Genomic DNA, 14,128 nt, shown 5'->3' on the forward strand with positions numbered 1-14,128 from the left:
GGACTTTTTAACTTACGCGGCTTGCTGAAGAGACACCCTGATAACATAGATGTAGCTAAAACAAGAAATAATAATCGTCGTCTAAACATAACAAGACCTCCTTCACTTATATAACTACACTTATTTTTCTTATTTGTAAAGATTAGACGTACTCTCTTATCCTTATCTCTTTTCTTACATTTTTGGAAGAAATAGCAGCACTACTCAAGCGCAGTTTTATATAGTCATCTATGATTTGAGTTACTTCTTCTTCTTTACCTCTTAAAAAGTGATTAGTATCGTCTATTATGTGATACTCCATATAGTCACTTTTTACTGAGTTCATCAACCTCTTTGCTAGTTCTGTTACATCACTTTCTTCGGAAATTGTATCGTTATTACTCTGTATTATGAGCCCAGGCACTGGACAGGGAGAAAGAAAAGAGAAATCATACTTAGTTGCTGGAGGAGAGAGCGCAATGAAGCCTACTATCTCAGGTCGGCGCATCGTTAGCTGCATAGCTACCCACGCTCCAAAAGAAAAACCAGCGACCCAAATTGGAACATTGCTCAGGTTATGTTCTTGAAGCCAATCGATCGCCACTGCAGCATCAGTTAATTCTCCCATGCCCTTATCAAAAGTTCCGGTGGACTTTCCTACACCACGGAAGTTAATTTTCAATGCAGAAAAATTGTTATCAATAAAAGATGTGTACATACTATGTACCATTTTACTATCCATATTGCCGCCATACTGAGGGTGGTGATGTAGAATTAACACAACGGGTGCATTGACATTTTTACTTTGGTGATATTCACCCTCTATCTTTTTTGCTGCATTGTTCAAAAAAACTTCTACCATGTTTGCTCCTAGTAAGAACCGATTTAATAAATATGTAAATTATGTATATATTAATTATGTATTAATTTCACTGTTTTTGCAATAGGCTTTTTGTCGTGCTACGCTGATACATATGGCTGTTGCAGTAAGTAGTAAGGAATTTTTCTAGTAAAATGACAGATAAACCTTCAGGTCCATTAGGAAATAGTGATCATGTATATGCTGACTATAACGCAACTACTCCAATTAGCAATTGTGTAAAAAAAAGTATACTTGAAGTCTTATCGAAACAAGTCTTGAATGCTTCATCATTACATAGAAAGGGACAAGAAGCAAGAAAGATTCTTTACGATGCAAGAGATAATATACGCAGCATTATTGGTATTCCAAGCAATAAAGAAATAGTTTTTACATCTGGTGCAACTGAAGCAAACAACCTTGTTATGAGAGGAATAACAGGTTTTCAGCACGTGATTTCAGCTATAGAGCATCCTTCAATTCTTAATTCTGCGCGTAATCCACACATAATACCTGTTAATCAGGAAGGCATTGTTGATCTTCTAGAACTAGAAAAGATTCTAAGCAAACTTGAGGGAAGTAAAGTAATGGTTTCAGTTATGATGGCCAATAACGAAACTGGAGTTGTCCAGCCTGTTAAGGAAATAGCTGAAATGGTGCATAAATTTGGAGCAATCTGTCACACTGATGCTGCTCAAAGTGTTGGAAAAATTGAAGTTAACATGGAAGATTTAGGAGTAGATTTACTCACCTTGTCTGCCCACAAATTTGGCGGTATAGCAGGTAGTGGGGTTCTAATATTTGATAAAAATCTTATAATAAAGCCAATAATAATAGGTGGTGGACAAGAGAAAGGATTACGCGGTGGTACAGAAAATATTGTTGCAATCGCAGGTCTTTCTGCAGCATTGAAAAATATTCCTAACCTCCTGTCAAAAGCGGATGAAATAAAGGAACTACGTGATCAATTGGAGTGTGAACTACTGAACCTTGCCAGTGAAATCAAAATCTTTGGCAAAAACTCTAAAAGGTTGCCAAACACAAGCTTCGTTTATATGCCAAGAGTGAAGAGTGATGTACAGCTCATGAATTTTGACTTACATAACATTGCAGTTAGCAATGGCTCTGCATGCTCTTCTGGAAAAGTTGAACCTTCTTATGTGTTACTTGCAATGGGAGCAACAAAAGAGCAAGCACAGTGTTCGATTAGAATCAGTATAGGTCCACAAACTAAGCCACTGGACATAAAAAAGATAGTGGATTGTTGGTATGATATCTACAAGAAAAATACCTTGTATATGTGAAAGCAGTTAGCTGACATAAAAATTACTTATTAGACTCTAACAACTTCCGCTGGAATGACAGGATTGTTGATGTCATCCCTGTAGCCTCTATGATGCATCTAAGTAGTCCAATGATGTCATCCGAGTAGCGGACACTGGGATCCATTTTTTTCACTGGATTCCAGCGTCACGCGCTGGAATGACACCCTTCGATGAACATAAGAAATCTCTTATTTTCGATTCTATATAAAAATGAAAATAAGGCTTACCTTATTTGCGTGGATGAACATAAGAAATCTCTTATTTTCGATTTTGCGTAAAAGTGAAAATAAGGCTGGATTCCAGTGTCAAGCGCTGGAATGACACCCTTTATAGACTTTTCAATTGCTTTAGCTATAAATATTAAAAAATTTACCAAATGAGAAAAAAAGGCAAAAAAAGCCCCGTTGGTGGCTAATTATTTATATTAACTTTATAAACTGGCGTTTTTTTATTCTAAACGTCTAATCTCGCTGCTTTTAAACCGCAACTGATCTAAATTTAAACGTTAAGAAATTTACCAAGCAGAAAAAAAGGCAAAAGAAACCCTGTTAGCTAGTTATTCACTATCTATCTTTTAATCGGCGTTTTTTACTGTTTTAAACGCTTTAACAAGCGCATTTTAGCTTATATAGGTAAAAACCTTGAAAGTTTATTAAAGACATAAGTGCACATAGTGCAAAAATTTAAACATGAGACGCCAAATACCCTAAGTTTTTTGTCATTAACCTGCACAGATTGCGAAGTTAAATGAATAGCTTCAGCCACATGATAAGCAGACTTGTGGAGGTTATCAAGTAAATTTTAGCTACATTTTTATGACTGAAAAATTATTACTTGAGTAACATCCTAAGACACAACAAATAGTTAACTCCCGATGTCGTACCTGAAGAATCCTCCTGGCCATTCTAGAAAATTTAATGCTGAATACACTTTGCTTTTAGCTTCTTCTACACTGCTTCCTTCTCCTACTATATTGAGCACTCTCCCGCCATCAGAAACTAAGTTACCACTTTCGTCTAACTTAGTACCGGCATGGAATACCAATATACCAGGAATGTTTTCAATTTTATTCAACCCCTTAATTACTTCTCCCGTTTGATAATCGCCCGGATAGCCTTTGCTTGCCACAACTACGCAAACCGTAGCTTTGCTGCTGAGTTCCACCGCTTTAGTATTTAACTTTCCTTCTGCAACTGACAACATTAGGTTTAATAAGTCGCAATTTTCACCCAATCTAGGCAAAATAGATTGTATTTCCGGATCACCAAATCTAACATTATATTCAAGAAGTTTAGGGCTATCTTTGCAAATCATTAAACCAGCAAAAAGCACTCCTTTATAAGGTGTCCCCATATTATTCAGCGCTTGAATTGTTGGATATATTATTCTTTGGATAATTTTTTGTTCCATATCTTTGCTTATAATTGAGGACGATGAGTATGACCCCATACCTCCGGTATTTTGACCTTCATTGTTTTCATTAGCCCTTTTATAATCCTTTGCACATCCAAGGGTTACCACCTTCAATCCGTCAACAAGAGCAAAAAAGCTTACTTCTTCTCCAACTAAAAATTCTTCTATGACTACCTCTTCACCTGATTCACCAAATTTTTTCTCTACCAACATTGAGTCTATTGCTGCACAAGCCTCGTTTTCTGTGTTGCATATTATTACGCCTTTCCCTGCTGCAATTCCATTTGCTTTCACTACAAGTGGAAACTTTATTTTATTGCTAAGCACAAAATTTTTAGCTAACCCTTCATCAACAAAACATTCGTACTTGGCAGTCGGTACACCATATTGTTTACATAGTCCTTTGGCAAAAGATTTTGATGCTTCAAGTTTTGCAGCTGCCTGGCTTGGAGCAAAAACGTTTATTCCCTCTGCAACTAAGTTGTCAGCAAGACCATCAATTATTGGTTGTTCTGGACCAATAATAACCAACTCGATATTTTCTCTTTTGCAAAATTGTGTCACATCGATTGGGTTTTTAAGATTTATATCCACAAGAATCCCAAAATTTCCCATAGCTGGGCGGCCAGGAGTAACATATAACCCAGTTAAGATAGGAGATTTTTTCAGAGCCCAAAGTAAAGCATGCTCACGTCCACCAGAACCCACAACCAGAACCTTCATCTTTAATTCCCTCGTTTTCCCGTATGTTAAAATTATTATCTGCCTATAACAGTATCATTACTCATATACTTTTGCAACACGTTTGGTATTGTAACCGACCCGTCAGGATTCTGATAATTCTCCATTATGGCAATAATCGTTCTTCCTATAGCCAAGGCCGAGCCATTTAAAGTGTGAACATATTTTTTCACCTTTCTTTCAGCTTCTAAAAAGTATTTAGTGTTCATTCTTCTTGCCTGAAATGCACCACAATTTGAGCAGCTTGATATTTCTCTGTATTTGTTTTGCCCAGGTAGCCATACCTCTATATCATAAGTTTTTTGTGCGGCGAAGCCCATATCGCCACTGCATAGCAACATCACCCTATATGGCAGTTCTAATTTTTTTAGTATCTCCTCAGCAACACTTGTCATGCGCTCAAGTTCATTATTTGATTGGGTTTCGGTTGTGATACTCACCAACTCCACTTTGCCAAATTGATGTTGTCTTATCATGCCTCTCGTGTCTCGTCCTGCACTACCGGCTTCCTTACGAAAACATTCCGAATATGCAGTGAAACGAACTGGCAGTTCTTTTTCTTCTATTATTTTATCAGCAACTAAATTTGTCAAAACCACTTCACCTGTGGGAATCAGCCTTAATTCGTCGGTAGTTAAATATGAATCATCAGAAAATTTCGGTAGCTGACCAACATTATACATCGCTTCATTCTTTACCAAAGCCGGATGATACACCTCAGTATAGCCAAATTCTTTAACATGCATTTCAAGCATAAAATTTATTAGCGCTCGTCCAAGCTTAGCCAGTTGTCCTTTCAATACTGCAAATCTTGATCCGGAAATTTTTGCAGCTTGTTCGAAATCCATTAAACCTAATTTCTCTCCAAGCTCATAATGAGGTTTTGCTGTGAAGTCAAATTGCCTTCTTTTTCCATATTTTCTCACTTCTAAGTTGGAGTTTTCATCTGCACCTATCGGTACATCTTGCGCAGGGATATTCGGCAGATTAGATAAAATATTTGTTAACTTAACCCTTTCAGTTTGCTCTTTTAAGCTGGTTTCTTCTATCTCATTTGTTACATTTTTTGATGCCTTTACCTCATTTTCACAAGAGCTCTTGCTTACCTTAAGCTTCTTTATCTCTTCTGTGATTTCATTGCGCTGTCTATTCAAATCTTGCAATTTAGTAGTCAATGACCTTTTCTCATGATCGATTTCCAATATTTCTTCTACAGTAAAATTTTCAATTCCCCTGCTCTTCATCGTTTTTCCGAATTCCTCAGGGTTTTTGCGTATATACTCTATATCATGCATACATTGTGCTATTACTAACATTGTTACTGTACTTTAAAAGCTTGTGATACTCAATATTTTTGCATACGACATAATATAGATACCAAGATCATCATGATTGACTTTACCCTTAAAATCTGTTAAAACCTAGTTAACTTGGTATTCATATATATAACATGTTGGGCACTGCAGAAAAGAGCACTTACTTTACCAAGCTTAAAGCTGGTGGAAGGTTTGCTATTTACGCTTTTGGAATATATCTAACAGCTACGTTTACTATTAGCTGCTTGGGGTTAATAATCGGATCTTCTCTCCTAACCTTGCCACTTGCTATGCTAATTTCTCATCCTATAATGTGGATTGTAATCGGAGTAGCTCTTGCAGTAACATACAAAGTAGCTATTGAACCTCTATTTTACTGGATCAAAGGTTATGTGAGTGGTAAAGAAGCAGATCAAGATAAAGATAGTGGCGTTGGTAGCGAAGGTCCAGAGGACGTTAGTCGTAGAAGCTCTAATGCTTCTTTTGCTTCTTCGGATAGTGGTTTAGGTGGTAAAGAGTTTCATGAAAATCTGGATACTCTTGTGCATCAGACAAATAGAGAAAACTATGCTTACTGGCTACAACAACATGATATTGCGCATATTGCAAAAGTTAAATATAGGTATTCAGAAAACTCCACGAACGGTGTATTCTTCTGTATCCCCGGCAACCTTGACTCCTTGAATGAGAGGTTGAAAGAATATAAAGATAAAGCAGAACGAGAGAATACGAAAAGTATATTTACTTCAGTTATTAATTTAGGTGGCAATCATTGGGTAACGCTAGTTGTTGCATATAACTCAGAGCAATTTAGAGCTTATTATTGTGATTCTTTTAGTGCTGATTTACCAAGCCCTGGTAGTCAACGCAAGAAAATAGAACTCGCAAACGAAATTAAAGACAAGTTGATTCCCCCTCTCACTAAGCAAGCTGGTGAGTTAAATGCACAAGGAAAAAAAGAAATGGGTGAAGATGTCCAAAAAACAGCGCAAACGTGTCGGGATAAGAAAAATGAATTAGTTAACGTTCCAATAGATACTGATAATATGGTGAGTGCACTGGAAGCAATTTTGGGAATAGGGGATGATAGCAGGAGAAGCTCTAAAACTAAGCAGCAAAACGATGGCTGCAACTGTGGTATATTTGCATTAGAAAATGCTAGTAAAATCACACAAATGCTCAGCGAATGCAAATCATTTGACGATATTGACAAAGAGTTATCAGAATATAAATTTGATTTGAATGAAAAAAGAAAAGAGTTTGCAGAAGCACTCATGAACGATGAAAAATGGAAGAAAGATCTAGAAAACGGGCTTTTATGTGATCTTTCGCCAAGAACGGCAACATCTCCGCCTTCCACTTCAAGAGGGCAAGCTCCCAGTTTGTAACACTATATAGCATCCTATGCCCCTCCAAATAGGAAATTTGACGATTGACTCTCCGGTAATTTTGGCACCAATGTCCGGAGTAACTGATTATCCGTTTAGAAGCATTGTGAAGAAGCTCGGTGCAAGTTTGTTAGTCTCAGAAATGATCGCCAGCAGAGCTATGATTATGCAAACTCGCCAGAGCATACAAAAAGCAAAAGTTGATGAATTAACTGCTGTGCAACTCGCTGGGTGCGAGCCAGATGTTATGGCGGAGGCTGCAAAATTAAATGAGGATATGGGGGCTAAAATCATAGATATAAACTTTGGTTGCCCAGTTAAAAAAGTTGTAAATGGTTATGCAGGATCGGCGCTAATGCGCGATGAAAAAAAGGCTGCTGCAATAATTGAAGCTGTGGTCAAAGCAGTTAATGTGCCAGTTACGGTAAAAATGCGCACTGGATGGAACGACGAAAATCGCAACGCTCCACGTTTAGCAAAAATCGCAGAGGATTTAGGTGCAAAAATGATCACTGTGCACGGCAGAACAAGGGCACAGCTTTATAACGGGCAAGCAGATTGGAAATTCATTAGGAATGTCAAAGAGCAAGTAAAAATTCCAGTGATAGTAAATGGCGATATTAAAAGTTTGAATGACATTCAAAACGCGCTCAAAGAGTCTGGAGCGGATGGAGTGATGATAGGTCGTGGTGCTTATGGCAAACCTTGGCTCATTAATCAAGCAATGAACTTTCTAAGTGGAGGTGAAATTTCTGAGCCAGTAGCTTCAGAGAGATTAAACATCATACTTGAACATTACGATAGTATTCTTGAGTATTATGGAAATGACATGGGAATAAAAATGGCACGCAAACACATAGGCTGGTATAGCAGCGGGTTTAAAAACTCATCTGAATTTCGTGTGAGAGTAAACAACATGACAGATAGCATGGAAGTGAAGGAAAATATAGTTAGCTTTTTTGGTTGAAGATATTAGACATACTGTAAACATTCACGCAAATTAAAATCAAGTTTAAAGTTAAAAACACCCCTTAGTGTCGTAATAATTAAGCTCGTTCACAAAAGCCAACAATTGCCGACAAAATTCATCATAAATAGCCATTTGACTCCTTAAAGTTGGAAGGCTTTTTTAGTTTTTGCTAGATGATTTAGTCAATGGTCAACACATCTTCTATTAAAAATTGTACAAATTCATTGCCGTTCCAGTAATTCATGGAAATTTTACCTAAAATAGCTTCAATATTCCCCTGCATGATAGCGGAACCAAGGTGAGTATTGGCAGAGCGAAAAGCAATAGCCCTGACCATAGCATCATTGTCAGCAATAATGCATTTTATGTGGTCAACCCCTACAATTTCAGGCTTCCTGATCTTTGCTCCCCGAATGATAAATCTCGGTTCAGGATTACCAACACCAAATGGTTCCAAACGTTGCAGTTGATTCCATAGGGATAAGTTAATCGCTTTAACAGTTACCATACCATCTGCTTTCAGAGCTTTGTCATTTGTGGAATTTGTAAACCTCTCGGTAAAAAAGTCATATAAATGATTTATTTTATTTTCTTCAACTGAAAACCCTGCTGCCATACTATGGCCGCCACCTTCAGTAATTAGATTTGTAAGTTTTGCGGAAAGAACTGCAGCACCAATGTCGACTCCAGGGATTGACCTGCAACTTGCTTTTCCTATTCCATTACTTAAAGATATTACTATCGTTGGTAAGTGAAACTGCTCCTTTAATCTTGATGCAATGATGCCAATTATTCCCTGATGCCAATTGCCACTTACCATGATAAATTTTGCGCCTGATTGCGTGGACTTTTTCACCTGCGTTGCAGCCTCCAAAAAAGCCTCATTTTCTAGCATCTTTCTTGCATTATTTAAATCTATTAGTTTTAGTGCGATAGAATATGCTTCTTCTTCGTTATCTGTAGAGAGCAGCCTTGCACCGAGCGATGCTTCTCCGATTCTTCCTCCAGAATTTATGCACGGTCCGATATTAAAACCCAGCCGAGAAACACTTGGCTTTTCAAGAATTCCTAAAGCATCAGATAGAACACGCAAGCCGACATTTTTTCTTGCTGACATGACTTTCAATCCTTGTGAGACAAATGCTCTATTGAGGCCCGTGATCTGCATAACATCGCAAACAGTACCGAGAGCAACAAGATCAAGTAGATTAAATAAATCTGGTTCTTTTCTATTAGTGAAAAATCCCTGTTCACGTAGGCTTTTGTTAAGAGCAACAACCAGCAGAAATGACACTCCAACTGCTGCGAGGCTAATATAAGGAGAACTCTCATCAAGACGGTTTGGGTTAACAACTGCTACAGCACTCGGTAGTTTTTCTGTACCAAGGTGATGATCAATAACTATAATATCAAGACCAAAGCCCTTTGCCTCTTCTATTGGCTGATACGCAAGCGTACCACAATCAACTGAAATACATAAATCAATACCTTTCTTTTTAAGCTGTAATAAAGCATCGACATTTAACCCATAACCCTCATCAACACGATCTGGAATGTAGATTATAGAGTGTACACCAATCATTCTTAGGTATCTGTTAATCAATGCTGATGAAGTTGCACCATCAACATCATAGTCACCAAATATTGCTATGTTTTCATTATTGCTTATTGCCCGTATTATACGGCAAACGGCTTTATCCATGTCAAGAAGATGAAATGGATCTGGTAGTAGTGACCTGATTAGTGGATATAAGAAACTACCGGCACTTTCTACGTTAACACCGCGATTAACCAGCGCTCTCGCGAGTATTTCTGGTAATTCAAATCTTTGAGTAAGAGTTAAGACCTCCCTTTGATCTGCTTCTTGCAACTTCCACAGTGCATTTGTTATGCTGCGTTTTTCAATATCAAGTAGCATGTTTTGTAAATAAAACTACTTTACCAAAACTCTTAAACCTGTTCCACAATTGTATTTGTTATTCCTCTGAGCGATCAGATATTGCAATTTGCAAACTTAAGTAAAAGTGCTATTATACACTTTCTGGCAAAGCATTGTAGAGATTGTATGAGTGGTAGAAAGAACAATTATAAATGGGGTCGTAACAAGGAAATAGATAAGACTTACGACTGTCAGTTTTATGCAAGAATAGTCGTAGGAATATCTGTAGGAGTGGGCACTGTAACAGGAGCGCTTGCAGGGTTAGTACCCAGTTTGACAGCCTTATCACCTTTAGTTATAGGCGGAGTTATTGGTGCTGTATTGCCAGTTTCGTTAGTGCTTGTAGCTATAGGGTTACGCTGTTACTATCATAATGACATTAACAGATGGAAAAAGGAAGAAGGTATTGTAGAGAAACGCGCAATAGCAGCGTTTATGCCATCCTTCCTTTTTGGGGCAATTGCAAGTGTAGCGACTGGAGCATGTCTTGCTGCAACCGCAAATGCTGTTCTTCCTGGTGTTTTTGCAACTTGGTGGGCAATAGCAGTAGGTGCAGGAATAGGCGCTTTTGCACTACCTACAGGAATAATCACAGGGGCGGTTGTTACGTCAGTGTTTGCAGGAAGTATACATGAATTTGTTACTTCAGATGATTATGTAATTGGACCACGGACTGCTTAAGCGGAATTAAAAGAGATTTACTTTTACCGCTTTTAAGTGGTAGAAATTTTCACTTTCGATAGAACACAAGGTAATCGGTTGCTGTTTTCGAAAATACTTGCATAATCTAGGCAATACCAATTGATAAGTTAATTATGGAGCTTAATAAGATTGCAGCATCGATTTTACTTTCTGGATTGATAATTATGATAGTCAGTAACGTAGTTGATATGCTTTACAGTCCGGAGGATTATAAGATTGAACATCAAACGGTAGTAGCTACTAGCGCTAATGAGCCTCAGCAAAAAATCGAACAAGTAGCGCTTGATATTGGAGCACTTATGCAAAGTGCAAGCTTTGAAAAAGGCAAATCGGCAGCAAAAAAATGCATAGCCTGCCATAGTTTTGAAAAAGGCGGAGCAAATAAAGTAGGGCCAAATCTATGGAACATAGTGGGAAGCAAAAAAGCACATCTTGGCAATTCATACAATTACTCAAAAGCAGTGCTTAAAAAGGGCGGAAAGTGGGGATATGAAGAACTATTTGCCTTCCTGAAGAATCCAAAAGCTTATATCAAAGGTACGCGTATGGCGTTTGCAGGTATTTCGACTCCCCAAGAAATTGCAGACTTAGTTAGTTACTTGCGTCAACTAAGCGATAATCCCGTTGATTTACCAAAGTAATATGGACTACTGCAAGCTGCCTGATGAAAATGGCCAGTACATAGCATATCGCAAGCTACAAGGAAAAAAAGCTTCTATAGTTTTTTTCGGTGGGTTTGCATCCAACATGAATGGCGCTAAAGCAACTGCAATCTACAGGTTTTGTCAGGAAAATAATATAGCACTTGTGCTGTTTGACTACTTTGGTCACGGCCATTCAAGTGGTGATTTTATTGATTATACAATAAGTGATTGGCAAAAAAATTGCGCTAGAATCATTAGTGAATTAACCAGTGGCAAACAGATAATTATAGGCTCAAGTATGGGAGGGTGGCTGATGTTGCTCACCGCTCTTCAATTTCCAGAAAGAATTGCAGCACTAATTGGTATATCATCTGCTCCTGATTTCACTGAAGATTTAATATTCAAGCAGTTGTCAGACAAGCAAAAAGAAGAACTAGATTCTAAAGGTGTAATAGATTTTACTTCAGGGCATTGTACATACAAAATAGCCAAGAATTTGATAGAAGATGGCAGAAAAAACCTCCTTCTAAAAAAAGAGACAATAGGTATAAACTCTCCTGTACGCTTACTACACAGCATTAATGATGAAGATATTCCTTACCAAACTTCGTTGAATTTAGCTGAAAAAATTAAATCAGCTAACGTCGAAGTACACTTGATAAAATCGGCAGAGCATAATATGTCCGACAACCATTCATTGAAAATTTTATTTCAGACCATTACGGAGCTTTTACCTATAGATGTACGGTCCTAGAGATGATAGATGAGAAAACGTTATTGCCTTAAATAGTAGACTTATTGCATAGTTTTCGGCAGCGCATTGGAGAAACAAAAACCACTTGACAGTTTCAAAAAGTTCGCTTATCATAGTACTGAAGCTATTTGTTTAACTTCCCAATCTGTACAGGTTAAAATGACAAGAGAACTTGTATTTGGCGTACTATTGTTTAATTTTTCGCACTATGTGCACTGCATGTCTTTTTAAAACTTCGGGTTTTTGCCCATACAAGCTGAAACGCGCTTATAAGTCGTTTAAGACATCACCCAACGCCGGATTTTAAAATAGAGAGTGGAATAACTAGCTACCTCGGGGTTTTGTTGTCTTTTCTTCCTGTCTGGTAAATTTCTTAAATATTATAGCTTAGACTAGTTGCGTTTAAAAGCAGCTAAATTGCAGCGTTTAAGACACAAAAACGCCAATACTGAAAATAAATACTGACCAGGGTTTCTTTTGCTTTTTTTCTATTTAGTAAATTTTTTAAATCTTGATAACTAGGGCAACTTAAAAACACGCAGCGTAGAAAAAATGCCGATATTAAAAATGGAGAGTAAATTGCCTTTTTCTGTTTAGGTTATGCAAGAAGTCTATTATCTAAAAACAGCTATGCTATAATTATTCTGCAATGAATCAAAATTCTACCGTCAAACCGTTTATCTAAACTATTGTAAGTTAAAAACATGATATAAATGAAGTAAGAGGGAAGATAACTCTACTCACTATAGGAATAGAGTTATCACGGGCGTGTGCGACCGAAAACCTATTGGTATTACAACCGTTTGTATCAAGGTACACTAGCCCTATCTCTCGATACGTTTGAATAGTTGTTTGGGACATATATATGCGCCCGTTTACAATCTAAAATTAGCTAAAACTATCGAGGTTTATTATGGTTACATCTTATCAAAATTTTATTGGCATTGACATCGGAAAATTTAAAAATGTTGCTGCAGTTTACAACCAAAATTACATTATCAAGTTCGACAATAATGCTGATGGTTGGCAACTGTTGTTCAAAAAGTTTTCAGATATCTTACCCAATTCTTTGGTAACTTTAGAAAATACAGGCAAATATGAGCTTGATTTATCACATTTTCTTGTTGACAAGAATATTGCAGTACATCGAGCTAATACTCGAAAAGTAAGAAGTTTTATCTTGTCGCACGGAACTTTAGCAAAGTCTGATAAATCAGATGCGATGGCTCTTGCTCAATACGGATGTGAACGCCATAGAACTCTCTCTCTATTTGTACCTACGTCAAAAGAACAATCAACTCTAGCTGCACTGTGTCAACGTCGTGATGACATTACGCAAATGAGAACTCAGGAAAAGTGTAGACTGGAAGCTCCTGAAAATGACCATACAAGGGAAAGTTGCCAGAAGACCATTGAATTTTTCAATAGTCAAATAAACGAACTCAATGACACTATACAAAAAATTATTGATGAAAGCCATGAGCTACAACAACGTCAAAAAATCCTTAAAACAGTTCCTGGAATAGGCAAAAAGTTATCACAAGATTTTTTGTGTTTAATGCCAGAGCTTGGCTACTTAAGTAGAAAAGAAGTAGCAAGTCTTGCCGGAGTAGCACCTCATCCTAAGGAAAGTGGTAAAGCTGTTGGTTACCGAAGGATTATGGGCGGTAGAAGTAATGTTCGTTCAAAGCTCTTCATATCAGCCATAGCTGCTACAAAGTCAAAATCTGTACTTGGTGCCTTTTATTCTAAGCTTGTTGAAAGTGGTAAGAAGAAGATGGTGGCTATAGCAGCTCTTATGCGTAAAATTATAGTAATTGCTAATGCAAGACTTAAAGCAGCAATTACTTCACACAGTAGCAACTGAAAATGAATATTGTGAATAAGTACGTCCACACAAACTTAAAGTACTTATTCATATATTCATTGGCTTAAGCAGGCAATAGCTGTTTGACATAAAATTCTATTCCTATGACGAATGGGTTTTTATTACCTACATGATTGGGTCAAGTTGCAAAATTACACAAATAAAAAATTTTTTAAAAAACATAGTTGATACAGGTAACTCGAGAAGGGTTTATCTGAGCACTCGGAACGT

The 14,128-nt window shown here is 37.3% G+C and carries 13 protein-coding genes; 7 read left to right on the plus strand and 6 right to left on the minus strand.

What is annotated here, in order from left to right; all coding sequences use genetic code 11:
• Positions 1 to 142: 142 nt before the first annotated feature.
• Positions 143 to 841 (minus strand): alpha/beta hydrolase, encoded by a 699-nt coding sequence (locus HF196_RS00395; RefSeq protein ID WP_168455330.1) that lies wholly within the window; start codon positions 839 to 841, stop codon positions 143 to 145.
• Positions 842 to 993: 152 nt separating this feature from the next.
• Between HF196_RS00395 and HF196_RS00400 the strand changes: the two genes are divergently transcribed.
• Positions 994 to 2,142 (plus strand): cysteine desulfurase family protein, encoded by a 1,149-nt coding sequence (locus tag HF196_RS00400; protein ID WP_168455331.1) that lies wholly within the window; start codon positions 994 to 996, stop codon positions 2,140 to 2,142.
• Between the two features lie 22 nt (positions 2,143 to 2,164).
• Here the strand turns inward: HF196_RS00400 and HF196_RS05970 are convergent, their stop codons facing one another.
• The 4 genes from HF196_RS05970 to serS form a co-directional block, all read right to left on the minus strand.
• Positions 2,165 to 2,296 carry a hypothetical protein gene (locus tag HF196_RS05970; RefSeq protein WP_256359377.1) on the minus strand — a complete coding sequence of 44 codons (132 nt, stop codon included), beginning with the start codon at positions 2,294 to 2,296 and terminating at the stop codon, positions 2,165 to 2,167.
• Positions 2,297 to 2,386: 90 nt separating this feature from the next.
• Complete coding sequence (locus tag HF196_RS00405; RefSeq protein ID WP_168455332.1) at positions 2,387 to 2,539, minus strand: hypothetical protein; 153 nt, start codon at positions 2,537 to 2,539, stop codon at positions 2,387 to 2,389.
• 488 nt (positions 2,540 to 3,027) lie between these two features.
• Positions 3,028 to 4,299, minus strand: a complete 1,272-nt coding sequence (gene purD / locus HF196_RS00410) for a phosphoribosylamine--glycine ligase (protein ID WP_168455333.1) — start codon at positions 4,297 to 4,299, stop codon at positions 3,028 to 3,030.
• 35 nt (positions 4,300 to 4,334) lie between these two features.
• The gene (gene serS / locus HF196_RS00415; protein ID WP_168455334.1) at positions 4,335 to 5,612 is read right to left on the minus strand and encodes a serine--tRNA ligase; all 1,278 of its coding nucleotides are present in this window, start codon (positions 5,610 to 5,612) and stop codon (positions 4,335 to 4,337) included.
• Between the two features lie 155 nt (positions 5,613 to 5,767).
• Here serS and HF196_RS00420 point away from each other — a divergent pair, with 155 nt between their 5' ends.
• Both HF196_RS00420 and dusB read left to right on the plus strand, forming a co-directional pair.
• A complete protein-coding gene (locus HF196_RS00420; RefSeq protein ID WP_168455335.1) occupies positions 5,768 to 7,021 on the plus strand; it encodes a hypothetical protein in 1,254 nt (417 codons plus the stop codon).
• A 16-nt stretch (positions 7,022 to 7,037) separates the two neighbouring features.
• Positions 7,038 to 7,988: a tRNA dihydrouridine synthase DusB gene (gene dusB, locus HF196_RS00425; protein ID WP_168455336.1), complete on the plus strand. Its 951-nt coding sequence runs from the start codon at positions 7,038 to 7,040 to the stop codon at positions 7,986 to 7,988.
• Positions 7,989 to 8,169: 181 nt separating this feature from the next.
• On the opposite strand, the gene recJ is transcribed toward dusB, so the two are convergent.
• Complete coding sequence (gene recJ / locus HF196_RS00430; protein ID WP_168455337.1) at positions 8,170 to 9,909, minus strand: single-stranded-DNA-specific exonuclease RecJ; 1,740 nt, start codon at positions 9,907 to 9,909, stop codon at positions 8,170 to 8,172.
• Positions 9,910 to 10,056: 147 nt separating this feature from the next.
• Here recJ and HF196_RS00435 point away from each other — a divergent pair, with 147 nt between their 5' ends.
• The 4 genes from HF196_RS00435 to HF196_RS00450 all read left to right on the plus strand — a co-directional run bounded on the left by HF196_RS00435 (position 10,057) and on the right by HF196_RS00450 (position 13,897).
• Positions 10,057 to 10,611 (plus strand): DUF554 family protein, encoded by a 555-nt coding sequence (locus tag HF196_RS00435; RefSeq protein ID WP_168455338.1) that lies wholly within the window; start codon positions 10,057 to 10,059, stop codon positions 10,609 to 10,611.
• 134 nt (positions 10,612 to 10,745) lie between these two features.
• Entirely contained in the window at positions 10,746 to 11,273 is a 528-nt protein-coding gene (locus HF196_RS00440; protein WP_168455339.1) for a c-type cytochrome, read from the plus strand.
• 1 nt (position 11,274) lies between these two features.
• Positions 11,275 to 12,030: an alpha/beta hydrolase gene (locus HF196_RS00445; RefSeq protein ID WP_168455340.1), complete on the plus strand. Its 756-nt coding sequence runs from the start codon at positions 11,275 to 11,277 to the stop codon at positions 12,028 to 12,030.
• A gap of 913 nt (positions 12,031 to 12,943) precedes the next feature.
• Positions 12,944 to 13,897, plus strand: coding sequence for an IS110 family RNA-guided transposase (locus HF196_RS00450; protein ID WP_168455341.1), 954 nt, complete (start codon positions 12,944 to 12,946; stop codon positions 13,895 to 13,897).
• Positions 13,898 to 14,128: the final 231 nt, after the last annotated feature.

This window comes from Wolbachia endosymbiont of Ctenocephalides felis wCfeJ (genome assembly GCF_012277315.1).
Taxonomy (GTDB): domain Bacteria; phylum Pseudomonadota; class Alphaproteobacteria; order Rickettsiales; family Anaplasmataceae; genus Wolbachia.